22 protein-coding genes, 1 tRNA gene and 1 pseudogene are annotated in these 26775 nt (G+C 70.7%); 12 read left to right on the top strand and 12 right to left on the bottom strand.

Translation table 11 applies throughout. The features are described from left to right. Positions 1–17 precede the first annotated feature (17 nt). Positions 18–2696: a type I DNA topoisomerase gene (gene topA / locus ACWEQG_RS19555; RefSeq protein ID WP_452286459.1), complete on the bottom strand. Its 2679-nt coding sequence runs from the start codon at positions 2694–2696 to the stop codon at positions 18–20. Between the two features lie 262 nt (positions 2697–2958). On the opposite strand from topA, the gene ACWEQG_RS19560 reads away from it, so the two are divergent. Further along, on the top strand, positions 2959–3150 hold the full coding sequence (locus ACWEQG_RS19560; RefSeq protein ID WP_211592314.1) for a DUF5703 family protein: 192 nt from the start codon (positions 2959–2961) through the stop codon (positions 3148–3150). A 337-nt stretch (positions 3151–3487) separates the two neighbouring features. Here ACWEQG_RS19560 and ACWEQG_RS19565 read toward each other — a convergent pair whose 3' ends face one another. The 3 genes from ACWEQG_RS19565 to ACWEQG_RS19575 form a co-directional block, all read right to left on the bottom strand. Further along, positions 3488–5638, bottom strand: a complete 2151-nt coding sequence (locus ACWEQG_RS19565; protein ID WP_452286461.1) for a chaplin family protein — start codon at positions 5636–5638, stop codon at positions 3488–3490. Positions 5639–5842: 204 nt separating this feature from the next. Further along, positions 5843–6469, bottom strand: a complete 627-nt coding sequence (locus ACWEQG_RS19570; RefSeq protein ID WP_363462411.1) for a hypothetical protein — start codon at positions 6467–6469, stop codon at positions 5843–5845. Between the two features lie 111 nt (positions 6470–6580). Further along, positions 6581–7876 (bottom strand): M20/M25/M40 family metallo-hydrolase, encoded by a 1296-nt coding sequence (locus tag ACWEQG_RS19575; RefSeq protein WP_363462410.1) that lies wholly within the window; start codon positions 7874–7876, stop codon positions 6581–6583. 212 nt (positions 7877–8088) lie between these two features. Here ACWEQG_RS19575 and ACWEQG_RS19580 point away from each other — a divergent pair. After that, positions 8089–8174, top strand: a tRNA-Leu gene (locus ACWEQG_RS19580). Between the two features lie 343 nt (positions 8175–8517). Here the strand turns inward: ACWEQG_RS19580 and ACWEQG_RS19585 are convergent. After that, positions 8518–9363, bottom strand: coding sequence for an SDR family NAD(P)-dependent oxidoreductase (locus tag ACWEQG_RS19585; RefSeq protein ID WP_452286463.1), 846 nt, complete (start codon positions 9361–9363; stop codon positions 8518–8520). A 125-nt stretch (positions 9364–9488) separates the two neighbouring features. On the opposite strand from ACWEQG_RS19585, the gene ACWEQG_RS19590 reads away from it, so the two are divergent. Next, positions 9489–10424 carry an RNA polymerase sigma-70 factor gene (locus ACWEQG_RS19590; protein WP_363463826.1) on the top strand — a complete coding sequence of 312 codons (936 nt, stop codon included), beginning with the start codon at positions 9489–9491 and terminating at the stop codon, positions 10422–10424. Between the two features lie 106 nt (positions 10425–10530). Here the strand turns inward: ACWEQG_RS19590 and ACWEQG_RS19595 are convergent. Continuing rightward, a pseudogene (locus tag ACWEQG_RS19595) lies at positions 10531–10617 on the bottom strand (IS5/IS1182 family transposase); the annotation flags it as partial. Between the two features lie 398 nt (positions 10618–11015). Between ACWEQG_RS19595 and ACWEQG_RS19600 the strand changes: the two are divergent. Next, positions 11016–12272 (top strand): hypothetical protein, encoded by a 1257-nt coding sequence (locus ACWEQG_RS19600; RefSeq protein ID WP_452286465.1) that lies wholly within the window; start codon positions 11016–11018, stop codon positions 12270–12272. A 119-nt stretch (positions 12273–12391) separates the two neighbouring features. On the opposite strand, the gene ACWEQG_RS19605 is transcribed toward ACWEQG_RS19600, so the two are convergent. Together ACWEQG_RS19605 and ACWEQG_RS19610 are read right to left on the bottom strand one after the other, a co-directional pair. Continuing rightward, on the bottom strand, positions 12392–14875 hold the full coding sequence (locus ACWEQG_RS19605) for a SpoIIE family protein phosphatase (protein ID WP_452286467.1): 2484 nt from the start codon (positions 14873–14875) through the stop codon (positions 12392–12394). 190 nt (positions 14876–15065) lie between these two features. After that, positions 15066–15758: an aspartate/glutamate racemase family protein gene (locus tag ACWEQG_RS19610; RefSeq protein WP_452286469.1), complete on the bottom strand. Its 693-nt coding sequence runs from the start codon at positions 15756–15758 to the stop codon at positions 15066–15068. A gap of 247 nt (positions 15759–16005) precedes the next feature. Here ACWEQG_RS19610 and ACWEQG_RS19615 point away from each other — a divergent pair, with 247 nt between their 5' ends. Then, entirely contained in the window at positions 16006–17013 is a 1008-nt protein-coding gene (locus tag ACWEQG_RS19615; protein ID WP_452286471.1) for an Lrp/AsnC family transcriptional regulator, read from the top strand. Between the two features lie 25 nt (positions 17014–17038). On the opposite strand, the gene ACWEQG_RS19620 is transcribed toward ACWEQG_RS19615, so the two are convergent. Beyond that, on the bottom strand, positions 17039–18262 hold the full coding sequence (locus ACWEQG_RS19620; protein ID WP_452286473.1) for an amidase: 1224 nt from the start codon (positions 18260–18262) through the stop codon (positions 17039–17041). A gap of 178 nt (positions 18263–18440) precedes the next feature. After that, the gene (locus ACWEQG_RS19625; RefSeq protein WP_452286475.1) at positions 18441–19316 is read right to left on the bottom strand and encodes a LysR family transcriptional regulator; all 876 of its coding nucleotides are present in this window, start codon (positions 19314–19316) and stop codon (positions 18441–18443) included. 111 nt (positions 19317–19427) lie between these two features. Between ACWEQG_RS19625 and ACWEQG_RS19630 the strand changes: the two genes are divergently transcribed. The 4 genes from ACWEQG_RS19630 to ACWEQG_RS19645 are packed head-to-tail and all read left to right on the top strand — an operon-like array spanning position 19428 to position 23685. After that, positions 19428–20996 carry an amidohydrolase gene (locus tag ACWEQG_RS19630; RefSeq protein WP_452286477.1) on the top strand — a complete coding sequence of 523 codons (1569 nt, stop codon included), beginning with the start codon at positions 19428–19430 and terminating at the stop codon, positions 20994–20996. Positions 20997–21009: 13 nt separating this feature from the next. Further along, positions 21010–21966, top strand: coding sequence for an ABC transporter substrate-binding protein (locus ACWEQG_RS19635; RefSeq protein WP_452286479.1), 957 nt, complete (start codon positions 21010–21012; stop codon positions 21964–21966). A 1-nt stretch (position 21967) separates the two neighbouring features. Beyond that, entirely contained in the window at positions 21968–22876 is a 909-nt protein-coding gene (locus tag ACWEQG_RS19640) for an amino acid ABC transporter permease (RefSeq protein WP_452286481.1), read from the top strand. Between the two features lie 53 nt (positions 22877–22929). Further along, positions 22930–23685: an amino acid ABC transporter ATP-binding protein gene (locus tag ACWEQG_RS19645; protein WP_452286787.1), complete on the top strand. Its 756-nt coding sequence runs from the start codon at positions 22930–22932 to the stop codon at positions 23683–23685. A gap of 79 nt (positions 23686–23764) precedes the next feature. Here the strand turns inward: ACWEQG_RS19645 and ACWEQG_RS19650 are convergent, their stop codons facing one another. Beyond that, positions 23765–24259: a DUF1707 domain-containing protein gene (locus ACWEQG_RS19650; protein WP_452286483.1), complete on the bottom strand. Its 495-nt coding sequence runs from the start codon at positions 24257–24259 to the stop codon at positions 23765–23767. Between the two features lie 167 nt (positions 24260–24426). Between ACWEQG_RS19650 and ACWEQG_RS19655 the strand changes: the two genes are divergently transcribed. Together ACWEQG_RS19655 and ACWEQG_RS19660 are read left to right on the top strand one after the other, a co-directional pair. Continuing rightward, entirely contained in the window at positions 24427–25119 is a 693-nt protein-coding gene (locus ACWEQG_RS19655; RefSeq protein ID WP_452286485.1) for a TetR/AcrR family transcriptional regulator, read from the top strand. A 54-nt stretch (positions 25120–25173) separates the two neighbouring features. Further along, entirely contained in the window at positions 25174–25590 is a 417-nt protein-coding gene (locus ACWEQG_RS19660) for a hypothetical protein (protein ID WP_452286487.1), read from the top strand. A gap of 133 nt (positions 25591–25723) precedes the next feature. On the opposite strand, the gene ACWEQG_RS19665 is transcribed toward ACWEQG_RS19660, so the two are convergent. Further along, on the bottom strand, positions 25724–26089 hold the full coding sequence (locus ACWEQG_RS19665) for a VOC family protein (RefSeq protein ID WP_452286489.1): 366 nt from the start codon (positions 26087–26089) through the stop codon (positions 25724–25726). Between the two features lie 55 nt (positions 26090–26144). Between ACWEQG_RS19665 and ACWEQG_RS19670 the strand changes: the two genes are divergently transcribed. Continuing rightward, positions 26145–26591 carry a MarR family winged helix-turn-helix transcriptional regulator gene (locus ACWEQG_RS19670; RefSeq protein ID WP_452286491.1) on the top strand — a complete coding sequence of 149 codons (447 nt, stop codon included), beginning with the start codon at positions 26145–26147 and terminating at the stop codon, positions 26589–26591. Positions 26592–26775: the final 184 nt, after the last annotated feature.

Here is a 26775-nt window from a genome sequence, read left to right on the forward strand (position 1 = left end):
CCACCCGGGGCCGTGGATCACGACTTCGTGGCGGGCTTCTTCGCGGCGGTCGTCCTGGCGCGGGTCGTGCGCTTGGGAGCGGGCGCCCGCTCTCGCCGCTCGGCCAGCAGCTCCGCAGCCCGCTCCAGCGTGATGTCCTCGACCGTGTCGCCCTTGCGCAGGGACGCGTTGGTCTCGCCGTCCGTGACGTACGGGCCGAAGCGGCCCTCCTTCACCACGATCGGCTTCTTGGAGTTCGGGTCCTCGCCCAGCTCGCGCAGGGGCGGCGCGGCGGCGGCCCGGCCGCGTCCGCGCGCCTTCGGCTGCGCGAACAGCTCCTTGGCCTGCTCGATCGTGACCGTGAGCAGGTCCTCCTCGGAGCCGAGCGAGCGCGAGTCGGTCCCCTTCTTGATGTAGGGCCCGAATCGGCCGTTCTGCGCGGTGACCTCCTCGCCGTCGATCTCGCCGACGACCCTGGGCAGCTGGAGCAGCTTGAGCGCCTGGTCCAGCGTGATCGTGTCCAGCGACATCGTCTTGAACAGCGAGCTGGTCCGCGGCTTGGGAACGTCCGCCTTCTTCGTCCGCTTCTTGCCCTCCGCGGGCGCGGGCTCCTCGGGCAGGACCTCGGTGACGTACGGGCCGAAACGGCCGTCCTTGGCCACGATCGTCCGGCCGGTCGCCGGGTCGACGCCCAGCTCGCGGTCGCCGCTCGGGCGCGAGAACAGCTCCTCGGCCTTCTCCGCGGTCAGCTCGTCGGGCGCCATGTCCTCGGGGATGTTCACCCGGGCGCCGTCGCGGTCGAGGTACGGCCCGTAACGGCCGACCCTGATCACGATGTCCGTGCCCTTGATCGGGAACGAGCTGATCTCCTTGGCGTCGATCTCCCCGAGGTCGGTGACCATCTCCTTCAGGCCCTCGTCGCCGTCCCCGCCGCCGAAGTAGAACCTGCGCAGCTCGGGCACCCGTTCGGCGCGGTCGTTGGCGATGTCGTCGAGGACCTTCTCCATGTCGGCGGTGAAGTCGTAGTCGACCAGGTTGCCGAAGTGCTGTTCGAGCAGGTTGACCACGGCGAACGCGAGGAACGACGGCACCAGGGCGGTGCCCTTCTTGAACACGTAGCCCCGGTCGAGGATCGTTCCGATGATGGACGCGTACGTCGAAGGCCGCCCGATCTCGCGGTCCTCCAGCTCCTTGACCAGCGACGCCTCGGTGTAACGCGCGGGCGGCTTGGTCGAGTGTCCCAGCGCGGTCAGCTCGGCCGCCGTGAGCCGGTCGCCCTCGGTCAGCGTGGGCAGGCGCTTCTCCGAGTCGTCCCGGTCGGTCGAGGGGTCGTCCGCGCCCTCGACGTACGCCTTCAGGAAGCCGTGGAAGGTGATCGTCCGTCCGGTGGCGCTGAACTCTACGTTCTCTCCGGCGCTGGAGGTGCCGCCGACCTTGACCGACACCGACTCGCCGACGGCGTCCTTCATCTGGGAGGCGACCGTACGCTGCCAGATCAGCTCGTACAGCCGGAACATGTCCCCGGACAGGCCGGTCTCGCCCGGTGTGCGGAACTCCTCGCCGGACGGCCGGATCGCCTCGTGCGCCTCCTGGGCGTTCTTCACCTTGCTGGTGTAGACGCGCGGCTTGTCCGGCACGTACGCCGAGCCGTACAGCTTGATCGCCTGGCTGCGGGCGGCGGCGACGGCGGTCTCCGACAGCGTGATGCTGTCGGTACGCATGTAGGTGATGTAGCCGTTCTCGTACAGCCGCTGGGCCACCTGCATCGTGTACTTGGCGGAGAAGCCCAGCTTGCGGCTCGCCTCCTGCTGCAGTGTGGTCGTCCGGAACGGCGCGTACGGCTTGCGCGTGTACGGCTTGCGCTCCACCGAGCGCACGGCGTAGGACACGCCCTCGAGACGGGCGGCGAGGGCCCTCGCGGCGGCCTCGTCGAGGTGGAGGACGTCGGCGCCCTTCAGCCTGCCGGTGGAGGCGAAGTCGCGGCCCTGGGCCACGCGCCTGCCGTCCACACCCGTGAGGCTGGCGGAGAACGTCCGGGGGTCGTCGCCGGCGCGGCCGGTGTCGAACAGCGCCTGCAGGTCCCAGTAGTTGGCGGCGGTGAACGCCAGCCGCTCCCGCTCGCGCTCCACGACCAGCCGGGTCGCGACCGACTGGACACGGCCGGCGGACAGCCGCGGCTTGACCTTCTTCCACAGGACCGGGCTGACCTCGTAGCCGTAGAGGCGGTCGAGGATGCGCCGGGTCTCCTGCGCGTCCACCAAGCGGAGGTTGAGGTCGCGGGGGTTGGAGACCGCGTCCCTGATCGCGTGCGGGGTGATCTCGTGGAACACCATGCGGTGCACGGGGATCTTGGGCTTGAGCACCTCGCGCAGGTGCCAGGCGATGGCCTCGCCCTCCCGGTCCTCGTCGGTGGCGAGGTAGAGCTCGTCGGCTTCCTTGAGAAGCTGCTTGAGCTTGGACACCTGTGACTTCTTGTCCGGGTTCACGACATAGAGCGGCTCGAACTCGTGGTCGACGTTCACCCCGAGGCGGGCCCAGGCCTCGCTCTTGTACTTCTCCGGGATGTCATCGGCCTTCTCCGGAAGATCACGGATGTGGCCGATGCTCGATTCGACGATGTAGCCGCGCCCGAGGTACCCGGCGATCGTCTTCGCCTTCGCGGGCGATTCCACGATCACCAGGCGGGTTCCGCCGGCGTTGCCGTTGTTGGCTGGCACGCTGCTTCCTACCTCGCTGTCCGCTGTCATTCCCCGTGCTGCCGGGCTTCGTGCTCCCGGCTCATGACACCCTCGTCGTCCGGGCCGGGGGCTCTTACCCCCTTGGGGCGCCGAGGAGGCGCCGCTTTGAAGGTACCTGCCGCCGCACGTTCCTCCCCCTCGGGCTACCCGGTTATGTCCGGGAATGTAACCCGCCTGGCGCTGTTATCCACGGAGACGCAGAATAGAGCCCAACGAGTTCCCTAGCACGCCCCGGAGACCAATGGCTGTGCTCGACTACTCCTACCTGGACCTGTATCTCCCTCGGGACACCCCTCGTGAGGTGGCGAGGCAGATGCTCACCGAGCATGCCGAGCACGGGGACTGGGAACTGGAGCGGCTACGCCTTTATCCCGACGGCAGCAGGCGCGTCCGGCTGCGTCGGAAGATCATACGGGCCGCCAGGACCATGTGAGCCGCCGGGACGCGGACGCGCACGGTCAAAAGGGCTTTGCCCGTTCCCGGTCCGTCGGCGCGCGCGTCAAACGTGCGCCGACCCGTCTTGCGAAGATTACTCGGCAAATGAGCTTTGCCCGTCCCGGGCCGCGCCCCCGGAACGGGCAAAGCGTTCGTGCCTCCACCCACTGGCGGTGGGAAGGCGTCCTGGTCGCCCGCGCCGGGAGCATCTGTCGAACGCTCCCTGGCACGGGCGAGTGATATCCCTCGCCTCCGTCAGCCGCGCGCCGCCGGATCACATCCGTGCGGCCGTCGCCGCCGGAGGTGTTCCCGCGCCGACACGCGCGGCCGTACGGCTACTTGCGGCCGAACCGGAAGCGGCGGGTGACGGCGAACAGGCTCGCCGAAGCGGCGAACATGGCGCCGAGGGCCAGAGCGAGGAACGAGGCCGGGTTCATCCCGGTCAGGCCGACCGGCTGCTCGGCGCTCATCAGCTTGAGGCCGCTGAGCTTGCCCAGCGGCAGCACGTCGGTGCTCTTGCTCAGGTCGCCGGTCGGGAGGCTGCGCGCCGTGTCGGCGACAGGCAGCGAGGCGGTCGCGTCCTCCAGCGTCTGCTGGGCGGGCAGCGTACGGGTCGCGTCGCCGAGCGCGCCGCCGGCCTTGGAGACGGCCGCCGGGGTGCTGCCGCCCTTGTTCCCCTTCTTGACGGGGGCGCCGGGCAGGCTCGGCGTCTCCGGCAGGCCGAGCATGTTCGGCAGATCGCCGATGACCGGAGCGGACGGAGTCGCGGCGGCGCTCATCGGCTGCACCGTGTGCTTGCCGGACAGCAACGACGCACCCGGCATGGCCGGCATGACCGCGCCACGGGCGGCCTTGTGCTGCGGGTAGCCGTGGTGCTTCCAGCCGCCGCCCACCTGAGCACCGCCCAGGCACCCCGCGGCGGCGTCGCCGAGCACGGCGACCGCGTTGCCGCAGAGGTTGATCGGCGCGGCGATCGGGGCGACGATCTGGTTGCCCGCGAGGATCCCGTGCCTGCCCGAGGTGATGTTGCCGCCCGCGCCGACCCCGCCGCCGAGGACCGAGGCGCCGCCACGGCAGCCAGCCTGGGACCGGCCGATGACCGACACCGCGTTGCCGCAGACGTTGACGGGGGCCGTGATCGGGGCGACGACCTGGTTGCCCCCGAGGATCGAGCCACGACCGGACGTGACGTTGCCGCCGGCACCCCGGCCGCCGTGCTTGGTCCAGCCGCCGACCACGGTCGCGCCGCCGCGGCAGCCCGCGAAGGCGTCACCGATGATCGCGACGGCGTTGCCGCAGACGTTGATCGGCACGGTGATCGGCGCGACCACCTGGTTGCCGCCGCCGACGCTGTGCACGCCACTGGTGACGTTGCCGCCCGCGCCGCCGCCGGACCAGCCGCCGTGACCGCCGTGACCGCCATGCCCGCCATGCCCGTGGCCACCGTGCCCGTGCCCGCCGTGCCCGTGGCCACCGTGACCGCCGTAGCCGCCCTTGCCGCCGTGGCCGGGCTTGGAACCGCCCTGGCAGTTGCCCGAGCCGTTGCCGCAGACGTCGGCCGGCGTGACGATCGGCGCGACCACCTGCGTGCCGCTGCCCACCGAGAAGCGGCCGTCGTTGTCGTGTCCCGTCGAGCCGGGGCGGTGCGTGTGACCGCCCCCGTGGTGACCGCCGTACCCGCCGTGGCCACCGTGACCGCCGTGACCGCCATGGCCTCCGTGACCGCCGTGACCGTGACCGCCGTGGCCGCCGGAGCCGCCCACGGACGAGCCGCCGTGGCAGCCCGAGAACGCCTCGCCGATGACCGCGACGGAGTTGCCGCAGACGTTGATCGGGGCGTTGATCGGCACGACCACCTGGTTGCCGCCCAGGACCGAGCCGCGGCCGCTGGTGCGGTTGCCGCCGGCGCGGACGCCGTCACGGCCGCCGCCGACGAAGGCGCCGCCACGGCACCCGGCGGTGGCGTCGCCGAACACGGCGATCGAGTTGCCGCACAGGTTGATCGGCGCGGTGACCGGCGCGACCACCTGGTTGCCGCCCCCGATGCTGTGCACGCCGCTGGTGCGGTTGCCGCCCGCGCTCGCGCGCTGTCCCGAGCCCTTGACCGCCGCGCCGCCACGGCAGCTCGCGTCGGACCGCCCGATGACCGACACCGCGTTGCCGCAGGCGTTGACCGGGGCGTTGATCGGCGCGACCACCTGGTTGCCGCCGAGGATGCTGCCCGCTCCGGAGGTCTTGTTCCGCCCGGCGCCCACGCCCGCGCCCTGCACGGCCGCGCCGCCCAGGGAGGAGGCCCGGGACTCGCCGACGACCGCCACCGCGTTGCCGCTGATGTCGATCGGCAGGATCACCGGGATGTCGACCTGGTTGCCGCCGAGCACGGAATGGCTGCCATCGGTGTCGGCGAAAGCCGTACCGTTGCCAAGGGCCATGACGCCGGCGGCCAGAAACGCCGCGGAAGCCGAGCCCTTCGCCCACGTTCGCATGATGAATGCTCCTAGTGGTTCTTCTAGGGGGTTACCTGACAGCTCGCGACGCATGTCCAGGCTGTATGAGCACAGCGGAGCCGTGGACGGTCACGAGGATGGGAGATTCCGCGTCACCCGCGGGAGCCTGCCGCCCGGGCACCACGAGCGAGGGCAGGCGATGGCACCGGTCGCCGTACGACGGGGACCGGCACGAAGGCGGGATCAGTCAGGAGAGAAAGACGGGTCGTCCGCCGCTGTGCGGACCACCGGGGGAACAACCGCCGCCAGTGGGGCGGGCAGCTTGGTGAAGCGCGGTTCGAACACATCCCGCGCGACATCCCCGAACAGGATGCTTCCACCGCTCGACTGCGGGACCAGACCCTGGTCTGCGGGCGCGTGGTCCGCGGTGGAGGGCGGCGGGAGCAGAGGCTTCGACTGGCTCGTGAGCCCGTCGACCGTGCGCCCCGCCATCGCCTCGGCGTTCACCGAGACGTCGTTCGTCGCCGTGGGGAAACCGTCGGTGCTCTCCCCATGGGACCCGGCCGCGCCCGGTGAGGACGTCAGGCCGAGGTCCGGACCTGTGAGACGGTCGGGGAGAACCGACCCGGCGACATCATGTGAGGGTGCGGCCCCGGCCACGGACGTCGCCGTGCCGAAGACGCCGAAGACCACGCCGAGCAGCCATCCGGCGGCGATCAGCCCGCCGATGACCAACAGGCGGCCCAGACGGGAACCGGCCGCGAACCGCGCCATCCGGCCCCGCTCGACGGAGCCGGGAGACGTGACGCGCACGCCGGGAGCGGTGACGGGCCTGTCGGCCCCCCACTGCTCCTGCGACGTGCGCGTCACGCGACCTCCCCAAACCGCTGAGTCGAACAGTCCGCCGGGTCAACCCGGAGCGGATCCAACCCCCAACGGAGAGTTACTGTAGCGGCACGGCATGTGATCGCAAGAGCTTTCTCAGCAGTATTCGAGGAAACGGTCAAGGACCCGGACGCCAAAGCGGAGCGAATCGACCGGAACCCGCTCGTCGACGCCATGGAACATCCCGGAGAAGTCCAAGTCTTCGGGAAGCCGCAGGGGCGCGAAGCCGTACCCGCTGATGCCGAGACGGCTGAACGCCTTGAGGTCGGTGCCGCCGCTCAGCGTGTACGGAACGGCCCGCGAGCCCGGGTCCTCCTCGTGCAGCGCGTCCGCCATCGCCTTGACCAGCGGGCCCTTGAAGGGGGTCTCGACCGCCACGTCGTGATAGACGAACTCCCGGGTCACGTTCGGCCCGAGCAGCTCGTCCACGGTCTGGAAGAACTCGTCCTCGTAGCCCGGCAGGAACCTGCCGTCCACGTGCGCGCTCGCGATCTGGGGGATGACGTTCGCCTTGTACCCGGCCTGGAGCATGGTCGGGTTGGTCGTGTTGCGGAGGGTCGCGCCGATCATCCGGGCCAGCGGCCCCAGGGTGGCCACCGCCGCCTCCGCGTCCTCCGCCTTGACCTCCGTGCCGAAGACCTCCTCGAAGAACGCCTGCACGGTGGGCGTGAGCCTCACCGGCCACTTGTGCCGGCCGATCCTGCCGACAGCCTCGGCGAGCTCGGTCACGGCGTTGTCGTCGTTGAGCATCGAGCCGTGCCCGGCCCTGCCCTTGGCGGTCAGGCGCATCCAGGCGATGCCCTTCTCCGCCGCCTCGATCAGGTACAGCCTGCCCTGCTCGGTGGTCACGCTGAAGCCACCGACCTCGCCGACGGCCTCGGTGCAGCCCTCGAAGACGTCCGGGTGCCGCTCGGCCAGCCACTGGGCGCCGTAGTGCCCCCCGGCCTCCTCGTCCGCGGTGAAGACGAGCACGACGTCCCTGGGAGGCCTGCGCCCCTCGCTCAGCCGCCGCCGCACCACGGCGAGGATCATCGCGTCCATGTCCTTCATGTCGACCGCACCGCGGCCCCAGACGCACCCGTCGGCGATCTCGCCGCTCAGCGGGTGATGGGTCCAGTCGGCGGCGTCGAACGGCACGACGTCCAGATGGCCGTGGAGGACCAGGGCGTCCCTGCTCGGGTCGGCGCCCTCGACACGGGCGACCACGTTCGCCCGCCCGGGGTCGGACTCGAGGATCCGCGGCTCCAGGCCGACCTCCGACAGCTTTCCCGCCACGTATTCCGCGGCCTCACGTTCCCCTGGCCCCGCGTTGTCCCCCGCGTTGACCGAGTCGATGCGGATCAGGTCGCGGCACAGCTCGGCGACCTCGTCCTCCCCGTAGCGTGGGGTCATTGCGCCTCCTCCTGCCGGCGGATCCGTCCGAGGTCCGGCCCGCCCTTTTCACGTCGTACGGCTCGCGTCTCCATCCTGCCGCCGTACGGGCGTGACGTTCACCCCCGGGCTGCCGCGAGCCGCGCCGGGCGCATTCCCGGTATGAAGCAGGGCGGAGAGAGTGCTAACCTGTATCCGCCGACGCGGGATGACGATCCTGCGTAAGGCACCACGTCCGGGTGGCGGAATAGGCAGACGCGCTAGCTTGAGGTGCTAGTGCCCAGTGATGGGCATGGGGGTTCAAGTCCCCCCTCGGACACAAATTCTTGTGAGGGCTGAGATTCGTCTTGGCCCTCACTTTTGTTTGCCCGGGCGGTAGGTCAGCCGCGTGCCGACGCTGGATCGCCCACAAGACGTGGGCGACCCCACCACACTCGGGCGGGCCCGGTGGCCACGGCGCGTTCCCCGCAGGCGCGGATGGGAGTTTGCGCGCGTTCGACCGAGCGCCGATGGCGCGACAGCGGCAGTCGTAGCCGATGGCCTTTGAACGGCGTGCGGATGCTGCAGCCCGCGCCGCTCACCGGCCGAGCGGATCGCCCGGACGCCCAGGTGGCCTGGGCGATCTGGGCGCCGCTCGCCGGTCGCGCGGCCTCTCACCTGAGTCAGCGGGCTTCGAGGTTGCCGTGTGCCTCGATTGAGAGGTCCTGCCAGTCGGCCCAGGTCTTGAGCCGGTCGGCGTAGGCCCGCTCGATCAGTGGGTGGAAGCCCTTGCCGAACAGCACCCGAACCGGCGGGTTGGCGGAGTCCACGAGCTTCAGCAGTGCCTGCGCCGCGGCGGCCGGATCGCCTGCGGGCATCTTCCCTGTCATCGCCCCGAGGCGCTGACGGAGACCGTCGTAGGCCGGGTCGGGCTTGGCCATGTGGCCGTTGGCGAGCGGGTCGGGGTTGTTGCCGTCCCGGGTGGCGAAGCCGCCGGGCTCGATGATGGTCACCTTGACGCCGAACTCGGCGACCTCGCCGGCGAGCGCCTCGTTCAGGCCCTCCAGGGCCCACTTAGAGGCGTGGTACGCGCCGCCGAGCGGCATCGCGATGACCCCGGCGGCCGAGGAAAGCTGGATGATGTGCCCCGAGCGCTGCTCGCGCAGGTACGGCAGCGCGGCCTGGACCACCCACACCGCGCCGAACAGATTGGTCTCGAGCTGGTCGCGCAGTTCCTGTTCTGTAAGTTCTTCGACCGCGCCGATCTGGGCGTAGCCGGCGTTGTTCACGATGACGTCGAGCCGGCCGAAGTGCTCCTTGGCGCGCTTCACGCTCTCGAAGACGGTGGCCCTGTCGATCACGTCCATCTCCAGTGGAAGCACCGCGTCTCCGTAGGTGTCGGCCAGCGCCCGCAGGCTCGCGGTGTTCCGGGCGGTGGCAGCGACCTTGTCGCCGCGCGCCAGGGCGGCCTCCACGAAGTTGCGGCCCAGGCCGCGGGACGAGCCGGTGACGAACCAGACCTTCTGCATGGTGTGCTCCTTGCTGCCGCTTTCAGCCGTTACAACCCCCTGGACGAGATAGCCCGGCAGAGATGTGAGATCGCCCGAGTGTGACCTGCGACACCATGTCACCTTTGTCCTGAGTGGTGATATCAATGGTCGGCGTGACTCGCGTCGAGGACTTCCAGGAACTGAGGCCGCTGCTTTTCGCGATCGCCTACCGCATCCTGGGCAGCGTGAGCGAGGCCGAGGACGCCGTCCAGGAGGCCTGGCTGCGCTACGAAGGCTCCCCGGCCCAGCCCGAGTCGCCCAAGGCCTTCCTGTCGGCCACGGTGACGCGGATCTCGATCGACGTGCTGCGCTCGGCCCGCGTCCGGCGCGAGGCTTACGTCGGGCCATGGTTCCCCGAACCGCTGCTGACCGACCCCTACCAGGACCCGGAGCGGTCGGCGGAGCTGTCCGACTCGTTGTCGATGGCGGCGCTGATCCTGCTGGAGCGACTCAGCCCGCTCGAGCGTGCGGTCTTCGTGCTCCGCGAGGTGTTCGCTTTCAGCTACCGGGAGATCGCCGCCGCGGTGGAGCGGTCGGAGGCGGCCTGCCGCCAGCTCGCGGTGCAGGCACGCCGTCACATGGACGCGGGCCGGCCCCGCTTCGAGGCGGATCGCCGGGCCCGCGAGCAGCTCGCCGGGCGGTTCTTCCAAGCGATGAGGGAGGGGGACGTCACAGGGCTGCAGGAACTGCTGGCCGCCGACGTCCAGCTAGTCAATGACGGCGCCGGCAAGATCGGGAGTACGATCCCCCTCTTCGGCGTCGCGAAGGTCGCCCGGGTGCTGTCCGTCGCCATCCCGCCGTTCGCCCAGATCGGCGCGGTGCTGGAGGCGCACGAGGTGAACGGCCAGCCGGGTGCGATCATCCGCGACCGAGACGGTCACATCTGCAACGTCTGGACGCTCGACATCCTGGACGGACGCATCCAGACCATCCGCTCGATCGTCAATCCCGACAAGCTCGCTCACCTAGGCCCCGTCGCCGACGCCCACGCGGTCATCCGCGAGAAGAAGCAGACCCGCCGCGACCAGCAGACGCCATGATGGGCGGCACACTGGTCGGCCGGGCGGAGTCCCGCAAGGCGCTCAATGACGACTGGCAGGTCGACTCGGATATCGCGATCTCAGCTGGTCCATCGAGCCCTTTCAGTCCTGAGTAGGGGCCGGCTTCGACGGCGTGCGGGACGAGGATGGCCTGCACGATCGCGGTGGCCCGGCGAGGACAGCAGTGGAGCTTGGCGGACGGCATCCGGGCGGCCCGTAGCGTCACGACCGCTGGGCGCACGTCCTTCCTCTCGTCACGACTGGACGATGATTACGGCGCCAGCGCGGCGTTACCGTGCATCTCCACGACCCGTTGGAGAACATCCATCTTCCAAATTCGTTCCACCGGAGCTTGAGGCAAGCCGCCGCCCACGTAAACGCCTCGGGCGGATCGACACGCCGCACGAATGAATGAACAGGATGATCAGGAAAAAATTTCCGGCGAGCGGAGAGCTCAACGGCGCTCGGTCATTCGTTGACTCATCCAGGCCTACGGCTGAAGGCTATGGTGGACGTCAGTTGGGGAGGGGACACGACGTGACCACTGGTGATATGGCGCCCGTGCCAGTATGGACACTCGCTACGCAAACCATGAGCGTGCCGGACGTGATAGGCGATGAGGGGATGACCCCGGCCCGGCTGGCAGAACTGAGAACAGTCCTGGCCGCACTCGCGGATTCCCCCATCGCCACGTTGGAAGCGCATCCGATGTCGGCCAGGCGCGATCGGAACGGTGGTATCCCGCTCCACGCAGCCAGCCCGCTCGCTCAGCAGTTATCACACCTCGTGGCTCAGACAGCGAAATCAGCGTCTCCGACGCTGAACGTCCCCGCTAACGGTGACGTGCTCTACCGGATGGTGGTGCCGGCGAAGGTCGCCGCACAGCTCGGTAAGGGACTCGTCCAGCCCATGAAGGCATCCGCAGGGGGTGTGCGCAGCGCGCTGGTCAACTCCACCGGCCGCATCACGAACCACGCGAGATTCGTTCCCGTTGCCGGCAAGTCCGCTGTCGCAGGTGCCGCGACCGGCTCGGCCGGCACAGCGGGTGTGGCCGCGGCCGGCGCCGGGGCGCTGACCGTGGCCGCGCCACTCGTGCTGATGGCCGTCGCGGTCGGCGTCAGCGCCTACGCCGATCACCAATGCCAGGAAGCGATCGAGCGGATCACCGACCTCTTGGAGCAGTTGCACGAAGACAACCTCGAGGACGAACGCAGCGAGTTGGACGGTTGTCGTGACGCGATCGACAAGGCGACGTCGATCCTCCTCGACAAGGGCAGAATCGGCCTGTCGCTAGGGCTGGACACCTCGTCGTACGCGATCAGCACGGCGATCGAACGGGCCAAGCGTCGGCTCGCGAAATGGCAGGATGCGCTGGCCAAGCTGCCTGACGGTCCTGTCGAGCTTGATGTACTGACGAAATCATTCCCCGGCGTCAACGAGGAAGGTGGAGCATTCCGAGCGCACGTGGAGCTGGCACGACTGGCCATCGCTCTCAAACGCCGGGTGCTTGTGCTTCAGGCGGTTGAACACGCGCAACTGGCGGGCACGGACAATCCGTTCAAGACCTTTGTCGGATCGCTGCACGACGACGAACGTCGCGTCGACGAGTTGGAATCAGGCGTCAACTCCGTCCTCCTTCGACTGTCGACTCTCGAATTGAAACGCAATGGCGGTTTCCTGAGCATCATGTTCACGCAGGGCGAGGTCGACGACCTACTCAAAGCCGTATATCGCCTTCGCGCCTTGGGCGATGGCCTCGACGTGGGAACTCACCCGGCTGATGTCGCGATCGAGATCGAACGAAGCAGCGACGGATCGCTCGTGGTGTTCCCCGCGATCGCCGCCTGACCGGACGCCGCGCAACCCGACCATGCACCCATAGCCCTGGAAGGCCGGACCGGCTCGCCGCGGGGTCAGGCCGCCGGTCCCGCAGTGGTACGTGCGCCACGGTGTGAGGGTGTCGTGTCTCATGCCGCCCTGGAGACTTCGTCGCCAGGTGCCCCGTCCGTGCCCGGCATGGGGGGAGGCAGGGCCTGTTCGCACCAGATGGTCTTGCCACTGATCGTCTGCCTCGTGCCCCAGCCCTGCGTGAGCTGTGCGACCAGCAGCAGCCCGCGGCCTCCCTCGTCGAAGACGCGGGCCCGGCGCAGGTGCGGTGCGGTGTTGCTGCCGTCCGAGACCTCGCAGATCAGTGTGCGGTCGCGGATCAGTCGTAGCTGGATCGGGCCGGTCCCGTGGCGCATGGCGTTGGTGACCAGCTCGCTCACCACGAGGCCGGTGACGAACTCCATCTCGTCCAGTCCCCACACGAAGAGCTGCTCGATGGCGAGCTTCCGGGTGGGCGCGACCAGGGCCGGGTCGGCGGGGACGTCCCACGTGGCGATCTGGTCCGGGGAGAGGGCTTCGGTGCACGCGAGGAGAAGGGCTGCGTCGTCAGCCGCGCGGCCGCTCAGCAGGGCGCCGGTCACGGCGTCACAGGTGTCTTCGAGTGATGCCGCCGGCAGCGCCAGGGCGCGCCGCAGCTCGGCGAGGCCCTGGTCGATGTCCCGGTTGCGGGCTTCGATCAGGCCGTCGGTGAACAGGGCGATGACGGTGCCCTCGGCCAAGCGCAGCTCGGTGCTCTCGAAGGGCAGGCCGCCGACACCGAGAGGAGGGCCGACCGGCCCGCTCACCAGTTCCGTGGTGCCGTCGGGAGTGAGCAGGACAGGCAGCGGGTGACCGGCGGTGGCCGCGGTGCACAGGCGTGAGACGGGGTCGTAGACGGCGTACAGGCACGTGGCGCCCAGCTCGGCGAACGCCGCCGTGTCGCCTTCCGCCACGCCGGGCTGTTCGTCGCTGGTGAGGTGGATGACCAGGTCGTCCAGGTGGGTGAGGAGCTCGTCAGGTGGCAGGTCGACGTCGGCCAGGGTGCGTACGGCGGTGCGCAGCCGGCCCATGGTGGCGGCGGCGTGGATGCCGTGACCGACGACGTCCCCGACGACGAGGGCGACCCGGCAGCCGGACAGCGGGATCACGTCGAACCAGTCGCCGCCCACCCCGGTCTGCGCGCTCGCCGGCAGATAACGGGAGGCGATCTCCACCGCCGGCTGCACGGGCAGCCGCTGGGGCAGCAGACTGCGCTGCAGGGTCAGCGCGGTGTTGCGTTCACAGGTGTATCGGCGGGCGTTGTCGATGAGGACGCCCGCCTTGGCGGCCAGTTCCACCGCGTAGGACAGGTCCTCCTCGTCGAATCGCCCGGGCAGACGCGAGCGCCAGAAACTGACCACGCCCATCCGCATCCCCCGGGCACGTAGCGGAGTCGTGATCAGGGAGTGGATGCCGTCGCCCAGGATCCGATCGGTCTCTTCCGGGTCCCGCGACCGCCACGCGGCGGAAGCCCGCAGATCGGGCTCGATCACGGCGAGGCCACCGTCAAAACTGCGGGCCTGAGGCGTGGACGGGGCCCACGTGATCGGCACGCCGGGCGGGTGGAACGACGCGGTGTCTTCGATGCCTCCGACGGCCACCCGGCACAGCGTCTCGCCCTCGTCCGGCGGCTGGTGGTCATCGCCTCGCAAGACACCCGCTACCAGGTCGACCGTGACGAAGTCGGCGAACTCGGGGACCACTACCTTCACCAGCTCTTCCGCGGTCCGCCTCACATCGAGGGTGGTGCCCATCGCCGTGCTGGCGTCGTACAGCAGTTTGAGGCGCCTGTGCGCCCTCTCTGTCAGCTCGCGGCTCTCCTCCAGCGAGCGTCCCATGCTGTTGAACGCGACTTCGAGCTCGCCGATCTCGCCGGCACCGGTTTCCGGCATGCGCGCCGTGAGGTCTCCGCCGGCCAACCGGGAAGCGACTGCGGCCGCTTTGCGGACCGGCCGGACGATCGACCGGATCAGGTAGGTGTCGAAGAGAAGGATGAGCAGGATCGATCCCGCCACACCGGCCGCCGCCGCCACGGTGGCCCGGACAGCGGCATCGGCGGCACGCTCTTGCCGCGACGCGAGAAGTTGATTCTCAAAATTCACGAAGCGCTCGAATTGGCCCCTTATCGCGTCGACACGGCGTTTTCCCTCTGCCGTCACCGCCACGGTTCGGACGGATGCCGGATCTCGCCGCGCGGCCTCCACGGTCGGCATCGAATAGTCACGGATGTAGGCCTCGATGGACTGCTTGATCTGGCGCGCTCGGTCTGCCTGCGCGGCGCTCTGGACGCTCGCGAGCCGCTCCAGGGTGGCCGCCTGCTCGGGGATGGAGGCACGGGCCTGTCTCCACGGTTGCAGGAAGCTCTCGTCTCCGGCGATGACGAACCCCCGCTGACCGGTCTCAAGGTCGATGACGAGCCTGTGGAGGTGGTTCGCGGTCGTCAGCACATGCCTGGAGTGGTTTGTGAGATGCACCGCCTCACGAAGACCCGAAATCGCCGGCAGGAGGAACGCGAAGGCGCCGCAGATGAGGCCCAAGATCAGCATGCTCACCACGATCGTGCGCCGGGTCAGTCCGCCTTTTCCCTCGGCCCATCGTGTGCGACGCGAACCGCTCACCCGCATGGCATGCCTCGTGACCAGCAGGAATAACGCCTACTTCGTCATCCTACGACTATGACTCCTGCGCCGGCGGAAGGCAGCGGCCGCCGGCCCCACGACGGTCGCAGCGGCGGGGTCAGCGGAGGGCCAGTTCGGCGACCCGGCGGGCGAGCAGGCGGGCGGGGTCGACGACGGGGACGGGGACGCGGGAGGCGTCCAAGGCCAGGACGATCTCGGTGCACGCCGCGACGACCCGCTCGGCGCCGCGGTCCACGAGGGAGCGCGAGACATCCTCGAGACTCAGCCGGTGGGCCGGGCCGGCGGCGCCGCTCTTGACCGCGCCGATGGCCGCCATGACCCGTGACTGATCGGGCTCGGCCGGCTCGATCACCGCGACGCCGCGCCGCCGTAGCGCCTCCGCGTACAGGCCCGCGCGCAGGGTGCCCGTCGTGGCGAGCACGCCCGCCGCGCGTACGCCGTCGGCGGCGAGGGCGTCGGCGGTGACCTCGATGATGCTGGCCAGCTCCAGCCCGGCCTCGGCCGCGAGGCGGGGGACGAACGCGTGGGCGGTGTTGCACGGCACCGCGAGCACCTGGCACCCGGCCCGTTTCAGGCCCTCGATGCCGCGTCGCAGGTGCGGAATCGGGTCCTCGCCGTCGCCGATCAGATTCAGCGATCGGTCGGGGACGCGGGGGTCGCCCCAGATGACGACGGGCACGTGACCCTGGTCGCAGGTCGCCGGCGTCTCCTCCACGAGCTTGCCGTAGAAGTCGACCGTGGCCGCCGGTCCCATGCCGCCCAGGACGCCGACCAGACGGGGCTCGCTCACCGGCCGCCTCCGGCCAGGTTGCGGACCCGCCGGGTGCCCCAGAACCGAGTCATCGACGTTCGTCCTCTCCCCGGATGCGACGGGATCCCGCCGCACGGTCGCGGAAGCCTCCGGCGGCCGTTCGGGGTGCGCCGGGACGGCCGCGCGCACAAGGATCGGTCTATAGGGTGTTCCGAGCGCAAAAATGCAGCAAACAGTCATTGAAGGGGCATGAGTGCAGGATTCCGACACAGAGCAGCCTCGGTTGTTGTCGGAGGCCGACCTCGAACTGATCGACGCGCTGCAGATCAACCCCCGCGCGAGCTGGGTGGACATCGGGGCGGCGATCGGCGCCGATCCGGCGACGGCCGCGCGGCGCTGGCAGCGGCTGAACGACGACGGCGAGGCCTGGACCACCGTCGCCCTCGGTCAGCGCCAGATGCACGAGATGAGCATGGTGTTCCTGGAGATCGACTGCGTGTCCGGAGCCGCGGTCGAGGTCGCGGGCCGGCTCGCCACGGCCGGGCATCTCATCACCGTGCAGCACGTCGCCGCGGGCCACGACCTCTTCGTGATCGCCGTGGCCGCGTCGATGCCGGCGCTCGCGGACTACCTGCTCACGGACCTGCCGCGGATGCCGGGGGTGGCGAAGGTGCGCACCCATGTCGCGACGCGCGTCTTCGAGGCCTCGCGCCACTGGCGGCTGCGCGTGCTGTCCCCCCGTACGGCGGCCGCCCTGGCGCGGCGGCCCGGCCCGCCGGAGTCGACGAGGCGGATGGACGCACTCGACCGCCTGCTGTTCAAGGCCCTGCTGCCGGACGGCCGGGCCGGTTACTCCGAACTGGCCCGGACCGTCGGCGTGTCCGAGCGCACGGTGCAGCGCAGGCTGTCCCGGCTGGTCGCGACGGGCGACATCGACTTCCGCTGCGACCTCGCGCGCTCGCACGCGGGCTGGCACTCCTCGGCGGTCCTGTGGCTGCGGATGCCGGACGGCCTGCTGGAGGAGACGGGCCGGGCACTGCTCGGCTGGCCGGAGACCCGCACCTGCGCGGCGCTCGCGGGCCCCCGCAACATGCTCCTCACCGTGGGCCTGCACGAGGTCTCGGACCTGCATCCCCTGGTGGTCCGCCTGGAGGAGCGATTTCCCCACGTGACCGTGGCCGACCGGCAGATCGTGCTGCGGCAGGCCAAGTTGTACGGCCGGGTCCTCGACCGGCTCGGCCGCTGCACGGCCGTCGTGCCGGTGGATCCGTGGGCCCTGCCGCGGCCCGCCTGAAGGGTCAGCAGGGCTCGGGGAGAGGTCAGCGGGGCTCGGGGACGCCGCCGCCCAGCGCCTCCCGGCAGAGCCCGGCACGCAGGACGTCGGCCTCGCGGCGTCCCACCATCTGCAGGTCCCCCACCGCCAGCGCGGGCAGGCCGAGCGCGGACACGACGGCGGTGACGCGGCCGATCTCGCCGCGTACGGCGGCCTCGTCGCACCCGAGCCGGGGCGCGGGCCCACCGAGCGTCGGCGTGATCAGGAGATCGATCCCGGACATCTCCCTGGTGAAACGGGCCCTGACCGCGTCGAGCTCCTCGACCGCCCGGCGGTACTCCCGATGGCCGATCCCGCCGGCGCCGTCCAGCTTCCGCCGCACTCCCTCGCTGTAGCTCCCGGCCGCCCTCGGATAGGTGGCCTCGTGCGTGCGGCGGGCCTGCGCGCCCACGATCGTCCAGTACGGCGGGAGGATGTCGTACGGCAGGGCGATCTCGCGGATCTCGGCGCCGAGGTCCGCGAACTCCCCGGCCTGCGCGCACCCCTCGGCGACGCCGACGACCAGCCCGCGTAGCGCGTCCGGCGGCTCGACCGCCTCGCCGGAGAGCACCCGCCACACGCGGGCGCAGTCGGCGACCGAGGTGGTCATGGGCCCGACGACGTCGAACATGGGGGCGAGCGGCGCGACCCCCTCGGCCGGGACGGCGCCGGCGCTGGGCCGCAGGCCGACCACGCCGCAACAGGCCGCCGGGATCCGTACGGAGCCGCCGGTGTCGGTGCCGAGGCCGAACCTGGCGATGCCCGCGGCGAGGGCGGCCGCCGTGCCGCCGCTCGATCCGCCGGGAGACAGGTGCGGGTGACGCGGGTTGCGCACGTCGCCCCAGTGCGGGTTCTCGCTGGTGACGCCCCAGGCGAACTCGTGCTGGTTCGCCTTGCCCACCAGCAGCGCCCCCGCGCGTTCCAGCGCCTCGACGCAGGGGGCGGTGGCCAGCGCCTCCTCGCTTCCGTACAGGGCGGAACCGCGGGTCGTGGGGAGCCCGGCGACGTCGATCATGTCCTTGACGACGAAGGTCCAGGCCCACAGCTCCGGCGAGGCGCCGGGCACGGGACGCTCCTGAGCGGAGAGCCGTTCGATGACCGGCTCGGCGCCGGCCTCGATGAGGATCGCGTGATCGCCGTACAGGCGGATCGCCTCGGCGGACCGGGCGATCGCCGCGTCGCGTTCCGCGACCGCCTCGGCGGACCCGATGGTCTCCGGCTCGCGTTCCATGGTCGGGGGCCTCCTCGAACGCCTCCTCGGGCGGCGGGGAACCGTCCGGCGGGGACGGCGCGGCGGGGTCGTCACCAGCCACACCGAGATCCGGCAAATGGTGACATATCTCCCGGTTCGCGTCGACCCTCGGAGGACCTTCGCCGCCCCGGTGCGCACTTCACCGGGCCGCGTACGGTCAGACCGCCAGCGCGTCCAGCAGGGACAGCAGCCGGGCGCTCTCCCGCTCCGGGCGGGCGAGGGCGAAGATGCTGCGACTGGTGTTCAGCCACGGCACGTCGGCGACCACGACGCCCGAGCCGTGCCCGCGCAGCGCGAGGTCGGTGACGAACGCGGCGCCCATCCCCGCCTCGACCATCGCCAGCATGATCTTGAAGTCGTCGGAGTACCCCGCCACCCGGGGGTGCAGGCCCCAGCGGGCGAACACGCCCTCGAAGAACGAGGCGTCGCTGCTGCCCGGGTGGTGCGTGATCCACGGCAGGTCGACGAGCTGCTCGGCCCGGTACGGCGCCAGGTCGCACCACTGGGCGGGTAGGACGATCTTGTAGCGGTCCTCGGCGATCCAGCGGCGGCCCAGCGCCGACGGCCACGAGAGGCCGGAGTTCCCCACCTGGTAGACGATCGCCGCGTCCAGCTCGCCTCCGGCGCCGAGACGCGGGATGAGCTGGGAGGACTCGGCGACGGTGACCTTGACGCCGGCCCGGTCCCTGTCCTCCATCCGCGCGAGCACGCCGGTCAGCTTGTCGGCGAAGCTGGGGAAGATGCCCAGGCGGATGCGCCGCTCACTGTTGCGGTGCACGGCCTGGACGGTGGCGATCATTCGTTCCATGTCGCCGAGCACGGCCGCCGCGTGCCTGGCCAGCACCTCCGCGGCGCTGGTGGGCAGCACGCTGTGCGCGGAACGCTCGAACAGCCGGACGCCGATCTGCCGCTCCAGCGCGGCCATCTGCTGGGAGACGGCCGACGAGGTGTACCCCAGCCGGTTCGCCGCGGCCGCGAAGGAGCCGAACTGAACCACTTCGCGCAGAGTGCGGAGATGTTCCGGCTTGAGCATTAGCGTTCCTTGCTCTCAGGGCTGCCAAATGTCGTGTTTATAGCGCTTCCTACTTCTTTTCGCCACTTCTACAGTGATGGCCCATCGTTCCCGAATCCTTCTGAAGGTCACATGAGCATCCGCGTGTACCGCAACGCCGCCATCCACACGGGGACCGGCGGCGCCCCACCCGCCCAGGCCATGGCCGTGGACGGCGAGACGCTGCTCGCCGTCGGCACGGAGGCGGAGGTGCGCGAGGCCGCGGGCCCGGGCGCGGAGCTGATCGACCTGGACGGCGCCGCCGTCCTCCCCGGCCTCTACGACGCGCACATCCACACGGCGCAGTACGCCCAGAGCCTCGGCGCGGTGGACCTGCGCGACGTGCGGTCCCTGGACGAGGCCCTCGCCGCGGTGGCCGCGCACGCGGCGCGGCTGCGACCGGGCGCCTGGCTGTTCGGCGGCCGGTGGAACAGCAACACCTGGAACCCGCCCGCCCAGCCGGACCGGTACGCGCTCGACTCCGTGTGCCCGGACCTGCCGGTCGCGCTGCCCAGCGTGGACGGTCACACCGTGTGGGCCAACTCGGCGGCGCTGCGGCTGGCCGGCATCGACGCGAGCACGCCCGACCCCGTGGGGGGCGAGATCGTCAGGGACGCGAACGGGGAGCCCACGGGCATCCTGCGCGAGGCGGCCTCGTACCCGCTCCGCGACCTCATGGTCTCCCCCGACCTGCGCGACCTGCTCCGCGCGGCGCAGGAGGAGCTGCTCGCGCTCGGCCTGACCAGCGTCCACGACATCGACGGCGAGGACTGCCGGGCCGCCTACCTGCGGCTGCGCGACGCGGGCGAGCTCAAGCTGCGCGTCCACAAGGCGATCCCGATGGTCCACCTGGAGGCGGCGATCGCCGAGGGCCGCCGCACCGGGCAGGGCGACGACTGGGTCCGCACCGGCCCCGTGAAGATCTTCAGCGACGGCGCCCTGGGCTCGCACACCTGCCACATGAGCGAGTCCTTCGCCGGCGAGCACGGAAACAACGGCATCGCCGTCACGCCGTACGAGGAACTGGTCGCGTTGTTCTCCCGGGCGGCGGGAGCCGGCATCGCCGTGGCGACGCACGCGATCGGCGACCTGGCCAACCACCTGGTCATCAACGCGTACGAGGCGGTCGGCCAGACGCCGGGCCTGCGGCACCGCATCGAGCACGCCCAGCACCTGCGGCCCGGCGACCTGGCGCGGATGGCGCGGCTGGGCATCGTCGCCTCGATGCAGCCCGTGCACTGCACCAGCGACATCGACCTGGTGGACCACCTGCTGGCCGGCCACGACCTGGCCTCCTACGCCTGGCGGGGAATGCTCAACGTCGGCGTGGCGCTGGCCTTCGGCTCCGACGCCCCCGTCGAGCACCCCAACCCGTTCGCCGCGCTGTACGCCGCGGTGACCCGCACCCGGACCGACGGCACCCCCGTCGGCGGGTGGCAGCCGGAGCAGCGGCTGAGCATGGCCGAGGCCGTCACCGCCCACACCCTGGGCGCGGCCTACGCCGCGGGCGAGGAGGAGCGCAAGGGCGTCCTCACGCCCGGCAGACTCGCCGACTTCATCGCGGTGGACACCGACCCCTACCTGGAGTCGCCCGAGGCGGTGCTGCGCACCAAGGTTCTGACCACCGTCGTCGGCGGCGAGGTCCGCTGGCGGCGCATCTGAAGGAGCACCCCCTGTGAACACCCGGATCCTCACCACGCTCGCCGTCGGCGGGCTGCTCGCCGCGACCGCCGCCTGCGGCGCCCAGTCCCTGGACGCCGAGGACTCCGGCGCGGCGGCCTCGACGCCGCCGGCCGTCGTCCTCGACCAGGCCCCCGCCGAGGAGAAGGCGGCCGACGTCATCAACGCCATCACCCCTGACCAGGAGCTCGCGGCCAAGGCGCCGGCGAGCCTCAAGTCGAACGGCCTCAAGGTCGTCTCCTCGATCGGCTACCCGCCCATGGAGCTGTTCGCGAGCGACGGCAAGACCGCGATCGGCTTCGACCCCGCCCTGGCTCGCGCCATCGCGAGGAAGCTCGGCGTCAAGGTGACCATCACCGACGAGGAGTTCAACTCGCAGATCCCCGGCGTGCTCACCGGCCGCTACGACTTCGTCATCTCCTCGATGAGCGACACGCCGGAACGGCAGGAGCAGGTCACGTTCGTCGACTACGTGCAGGCCGGCGCCGCGCTGCTGGTCAAGAAGGGCAACCCGGCAGGCATCGCCGGGCCTGCGGACCTGTGCGGCAAGACCGTCTCCGTCGTCGACAACGGCTCCTCGATGGAGCTGGCCGAGAGCTACGACGAGACCTGCGAGAAGGACGGCAAGCCCGCCGTGGACATCCTCAAGTTCCCCGGCGACACGGAGGCCATGATGCAGGTGAGCAACGGCCGTGCGCAGGCGAGCGTCACCGACTACGTGGTCGCCGCGTACAAGGCGGCCGACCCGAAGCTCGAGATGGAGGCGATCACCCTCGACGGCACCGCGAGCCCCTGGGGCATCGGGATGAGGCCGGACAACAAGGAGCTCATCGACTCCGTCAAGGGCGCACTGGACTCACTCATCAAGAGCGGGGAGTACGGCAACATCCTCAAGGCCTGGAACCTGGACGCACTGGCCGTCGAGTCGGCCGTGGTCAACGGCGGTAAGTGACGTGCGCACCGAACCCATCGTCGACGGGGCCGGCACGCCGGTCCCCGTCGCCCGCACCCGGCACTGGGGCCGCTGGCTCGCCGCGGCCGTCGCGCTCGCGGTCGCCGGCTGGCTGGCCTACCTGGTGGTGGTCAACCCGCGCCTGGACTGGGGCAAGGTCGCCGAGTATCTGTTCCACGAGCGCATCCTGTCCGGGGCCTTGGTCACCATCGAGATCTCCGTGCTGGCGACGGCCCTCGGACTGGTGCTCGGCGTCCTGGTCGCGGTCATGCGCCTGGCGCAGAACCCGGTGCTGAGCGGGCTGGCGACGTTCTACATCTGGTTCTTCCGCGGCACGCCGGTGCTGGTGCAGCTCATCTTCTGGTACAACCTGGCGTTCCTCTTCCCCGAACTGGTGCTCAAGATCCCCTTCACGGCGATCGGTCTCAAGTGGGACACCAACCAGGTGATGACCGGCTTCACCGCGGCCATGCTGGGGCTCGGGCTGAACCTGGCGGCGTACTTCGCCGAGACCGTGCGCGCCGGGATCCAGGCGGTGGACCGGGGCCAGACCGAGGCGGCGTACTCACTGGGCATGACGCCGGCCAAGCGGATGCGGGTCATCGTGCTGCCGCAGGCACTGCGCATCATCATCCCGCCGACCGGCAACGAGTTCATCTCCATGCTGAAGACCACCTCGCTGGTGTACGTCGTCGCCGGGCACGACCTGATGACCAACGCCAGCCAGATCTACAAGGCGAACAACCGGATCATGGAGCTGCTGATCGTGGCGAGCGTCTGGTACATGCTCATGACCGCCGTGGCGACGTACCTGCAGGGGCGGCTGGAGCGCCGGTTCGGCTCCGAGGCCGTACGCCTGGTGCGCGGTGGCGGGGTCGCGACCCGGGTCCTGCCGAAGGTGGCCGCGTGAGCGCGGGAGCGGACCGCGGCGTGGCCCCGGTCGTGGTCGCGTCGGACGTCCGGATGGGCTACAACGGCGTGCAGGTGCTCAACGGGGTGAACCTCACGGTGACCCCGGGCGAGGTGAGCTGCATCATCGGCCCGTCGGGCTCGGGCAAGTCCACGTTCCTGCGGTGCGTCAACGGCCTGGAGCCCGTGCTGGGCGGCAGCCTGCGCGTGCTCGGGGAGGAGGTCGGCCACGCGCTGCGCGACGGCAGGTACCACCCCTGGACCGCCAAGGAGTTCGCCGTCTTCCGCAGGAACATCGGCATGGTGTTCCAGCGATTCAACCTGTTCGCCCACCAGAGCGCGCTGGAGAACGTCGCGTGCGGGCCCGTCCACGTGCTGGGCATGTCCCAGGACCGGGCACGGACGCTGGCGATGGAGCACCTGGACCGCGTGGGCCTGGCCGACCACGCGCACAAGCGGCCCCACCAGCTCTCCGGCGGCCAGCAGCAGCGGGTGGCCATCGCGAGGGCGCTCGCGATGAAGCCCACGCTGATGCTGTTCGACGAGCCGACCTCCGCCCTCGATCCCGAGCTGGTGGACGAGGTGCTCGAGGTCATGAAGGGCCTGGCGGCCGATGGGATGACGATGGTCGTGGTGACCCACGAGATCGCCTTCGCCCGGGAGGTCGGCGACCGGCTGACCTTCTTCGCCGACGGCGTGGTCGTCGAACAAGGCCGTCCCCGCGACCTTCTCGCCGCGCCGGAGCACGAGCGCACCCGCGCGTTCCTGTCCAGCGTCCTGGGCGGCAAGGAGGGCTCCTCCACGAAGTGAGCGCCGGTCGCAGGGGCCGCGGTTCACCGACCGGCGAAGCCCCTCGGCCCGGTGCGAGTCCGCCCACCCTGGCGAGTGGTCAAGCGAGCGACTTGGACGTCTCCCGGCGCTCGCGGGCGCGGATCGCCAGGGTCACGGGTACGGCGTGGCCCAGCACTCCGGCGCCCCAGCCCAGGACGGGCCAGATCGGCCACGGATACCAGAAGTCCGTCGCCCGGCCGACGGCGAGCCAGACGACCACCATGAGGAGCGACACGCCGGCGTAGACGCCGGCGTGGATTCGCACCCCGAGCCTGGCCGCCCTGGCCTTCCGGGCCCGGCGCAGCGCCCGGTCCCTCGACGTGCGCAGCTTGGCCGGCAGGTCGGCGAGAAGAGCGTCGAGCTCGCCGCGGTGCCGCGCCCGCGTGGCGATGTCGAGGCGCTCGTCGAACTCCTCCTTGGTCAGGTAGCCGGTGCCGAACGCGTCGCCGAGCACCTCGATGGTGCGGTCACGCTCGGCGGCGCCGGCCCGGGGAGCGGTGGCCGGGGCGGCGGCGGGCCTGGAGCCCAGCGCTGTGCCGGAGTCGGTGGTCAAGGGGGCCTCCAGGAGTCGGGCAGACGATCTCCGCGATTATGGATAACGCAAGCGTCGCATGAACGCATTAGCTAATGCAAGACGCTATAGTTAACATGCGTAAACACAAGAGGGGAGACAGACCGATGGAAGGGTCCTCGACGCCCGGTCCTTCACGACGCCAGAGGGTGCGTGACGCCACACTGCGCGAGCTGATCTCGGTGAGCCGCGGGATCCTGACGGCCCAGGGCGTCGAAGCGCTGACGATCCGGGCGGTCGCCCGGGAGATGGGGATGACCCCGCCCGGTGTCTACCGCTACTTCGACAGCCACCGCGCCCTCCTCGACGCGGTCATCGTGGCGATCCTGGACGAGCTCACCGCGTTCGTCGCCGGCAGGGTCGGCGAGGTGGACGAGGCGGACACGGCGGGCCGGCTCGTGGCCGCCAGCAGGGCGTTGCGGCGCTGGGGGGTCGAGCACCCCCGGGAGTTCCACCTCTCCCTGGTCGCGTCCCCTCCGGAGGAGGAGCAGAACCAGGCGGTCGGCCGGGCGCGAGGCCAGGTGGGCAGGCTGTTCGGAGTGATCTTCGTCGAGGCGTGGCGGGACTACGGCGGCGCCTCCCCCGCTCCCTGGCCCCGCGAGCCCCGGATCGAGCCGCTCGCCGAGCGGTTCGTCCGGATGCTGGAGATCACGATGCCCTCCACGGCCGCCGCGGCCGCCTTCACCCGCTGCTGGACGCGGCTCTACGCAATGGTCTGCCTGGAATCGCTCGGCCTTCCGCGGATCATCGGCGACGAGGAGGGCGATCTGTTCGAGGCGGAGCTGACCGACCTCGCGCGGACACTCGGTCTTCCCGAGGCCGCCCTGGACGCCGGCCGCTGACGTTCACCCACCACCGTCCCCGTACGGCCTCATCATGTCCGAACAGGAGAGCCCATGACCCCCCTGCAGCTCAGTCAGCCGACCCAGCTGATCGCCGGCGCCGTCCTGCTGACCGTCGTGACCATCGAGTTCGGCGGGTGGTTCCTCACCCGGATCGTCCGCGGCGCGGTGCCGATGACGCCCTTCCAGCAGACGTTCGCCCGCGCCGGCCACGCGCACGCGGGGGTGCTGGTCACCCTCGGGCTGGTGTGCCTCCTCTTCGTCGACGCCACCGGCCTCGGCGGCGTCGCCCTGTGGACCGCCCGGCTCGGCGTACCGGCCGCCGCCGCGCTGATGTCCGCCGGCTTCTTCCTGTCGTCCCTCGGACGGGACGTGACCCGGCCGAACCGTCTGATCATCCTGCTCTGGCTCGGCGCGCTCTGCCTGGCGGCGGGCGTGCTGACACTCGGCATCGGCCTGCTGACGAGCTGATCGGGGCGATCGGCGCGCGAGAGCTGTGCATACCACCCGCTTCCCTGGGTACGCGAGAGCGGGAGAGTGCGCTACGGGGCCCGCGCGGGACGGCGGCGGACAGGTCATCCGTCACGTCCCGCGCGGGCCTCGCTCACCTGTCGTGGACGGTGACCACGTACCTGTCGGGATCACTGAAGGAGAACGTCCGGCCGAACGGCCCGTCCACCGGCGCGGACACGATCGGCACCCCGGCCGCGGCGAGCTCGTCGTGGAGCCGCTGGGCGTCGTCGGCTTTGAACCACAGCGCCACCCCCGAGCCGGGACGCGGAGCCGCCTCCAGGTCGACGCCGGGCAGCGGCTCGCGCACCGCGAACGGGATGGGCGTGGTGGCGAACACCACGGCGTGCGGCGGTCCGGCGGGGTCACGCCGCAGCCCGAGGCGCTTCTCGTAGAACGCGGCCGCGGCCTCCAGGTCACGCACCTGCACTGCCACGAAGTCCACTCCGGTGACGGTCATCATTGCCTCCAATGTCAGAGCTTTGACATAGAGGACTGTATGTCAGAATGCTGACATGAAGCAAGAGAGCGATGGCACGGACCCCGGGCGCCTGGTGGGCTACCAGCTGAAGAGAGTCCAGGCGGCGCTGCGCTCGACCATGGACGCCGCGCTGCGCCGCCACGACCTGACCACTCCGCAGTACGTCTGCCTGGAACTGCTCGACCAGCGGCCGGGGCTGTCCAACGCCGAGCTGGCCAGGGACGCCTTCGTCACCCGGCAGTCGATGAACGTGTTGCTCCGCAACCTGGAGGACGCCGGGCTGGTCGAGCGGCCGGCGTCCGCGCCGCAGGGCAGAGCCCTGCCCACCACGCTCACGGCCGAAGGCAGAGCCCGGCTCGTCGCCGCGCGCGGCGACGTGCTCGAGATCGAACGGCGGATGACCGCCCACCTCGACGCGGAGCAGGCCGAGCTCCTGCTGGGCCACCTGGAGCGGATGACCCGCGCTCTGGGGAGCCGGTGACCGCCCACAGCCGGAAGCGCTCGGGCAGCCGTGTTCGGGGAGCATCTACTCTGACGTCAGAGTAGGGTGATGCTGGTCACGTGGTTCTCCCGGCCGGCGCGCCGCCGTCCCGCGGCACCCCGCACCCCCGCGTCACGGCCACCGGGAGGCCGGGGATCCAGGGCGGCCCGCACGGGAGCTTCCT

The organism is Microbispora sp. NPDC004025, assembly GCF_053604425.1.

What these genes read in the sequence shown, in the direction of transcription:
- ACWEQG_RS19670 (WP_452286491.1), top strand. Translation starts at nt 26,145, where the DNA reads ATGAAGCAAGAGAGCGATGGCACGGACCCCGGGCGCCTGGTGGGCTAC.
- ACWEQG_RS19560 (WP_211592314.1), top strand. Translation starts at nt 2,959, where the DNA reads ATGGCTGTGCTCGACTACTCCTACCTGGACCTGTATCTCCCTCGGGAC.
- ACWEQG_RS19665 (WP_452286489.1), bottom strand. Translation starts at nt 26,089, where the DNA reads ATGACCGTCACCGGAGTGGACTTCGTGGCAGTGCAGGTGCGTGACCTG.
- ACWEQG_RS19645 (WP_452286787.1), top strand. Translation starts at nt 22,930, where the DNA reads ATGGGCTACAACGGCGTGCAGGTGCTCAACGGGGTGAACCTCACGGTG.
- ACWEQG_RS19620 (WP_452286473.1), bottom strand. Translation starts at nt 18,262, where the DNA reads ATGGAACGCGAGCCGGAGACCATCGGGTCCGCCGAGGCGGTCGCGGAA.
- ACWEQG_RS19575 (WP_363462410.1), bottom strand. Translation starts at nt 7,876, where the DNA reads ATGACCCCACGCTACGGGGAGGACGAGGTCGCCGAGCTGTGCCGCGAC.
- ACWEQG_RS19565 (WP_452286461.1), bottom strand. Translation starts at nt 5,638, where the DNA reads ATGCGAACGTGGGCGAAGGGCTCGGCTTCCGCGGCGTTTCTGGCCGCC.
- ACWEQG_RS19630 (WP_452286477.1), top strand. Translation starts at nt 19,428, where the DNA reads ATGAGCATCCGCGTGTACCGCAACGCCGCCATCCACACGGGGACCGGC.
- ACWEQG_RS19605 (WP_452286467.1), bottom strand. Translation starts at nt 14,875, where the DNA reads ATGCTGATCTTGGGCCTCATCTGCGGCGCCTTCGCGTTCCTCCTGCCG.
- ACWEQG_RS19660 (WP_452286487.1), top strand. Translation starts at nt 25,174, where the DNA reads ATGACCCCCCTGCAGCTCAGTCAGCCGACCCAGCTGATCGCCGGCGCC.
- ACWEQG_RS19625 (WP_452286475.1), bottom strand. Translation starts at nt 19,316, where the DNA reads ATGCTCAAGCCGGAACATCTCCGCACTCTGCGCGAAGTGGTTCAGTTC.
- ACWEQG_RS19600 (WP_452286465.1), top strand. Translation starts at nt 11,016, where the DNA reads ATGAGCGTGCCGGACGTGATAGGCGATGAGGGGATGACCCCGGCCCGG.
- ACWEQG_RS19590 (WP_363463826.1), top strand. Translation starts at nt 9,489, where the DNA reads ATGGTCGGCGTGACTCGCGTCGAGGACTTCCAGGAACTGAGGCCGCTG.
- ACWEQG_RS19585 (WP_452286463.1), bottom strand. Translation starts at nt 9,363, where the DNA reads ATGCAGAAGGTCTGGTTCGTCACCGGCTCGTCCCGCGGCCTGGGCCGC.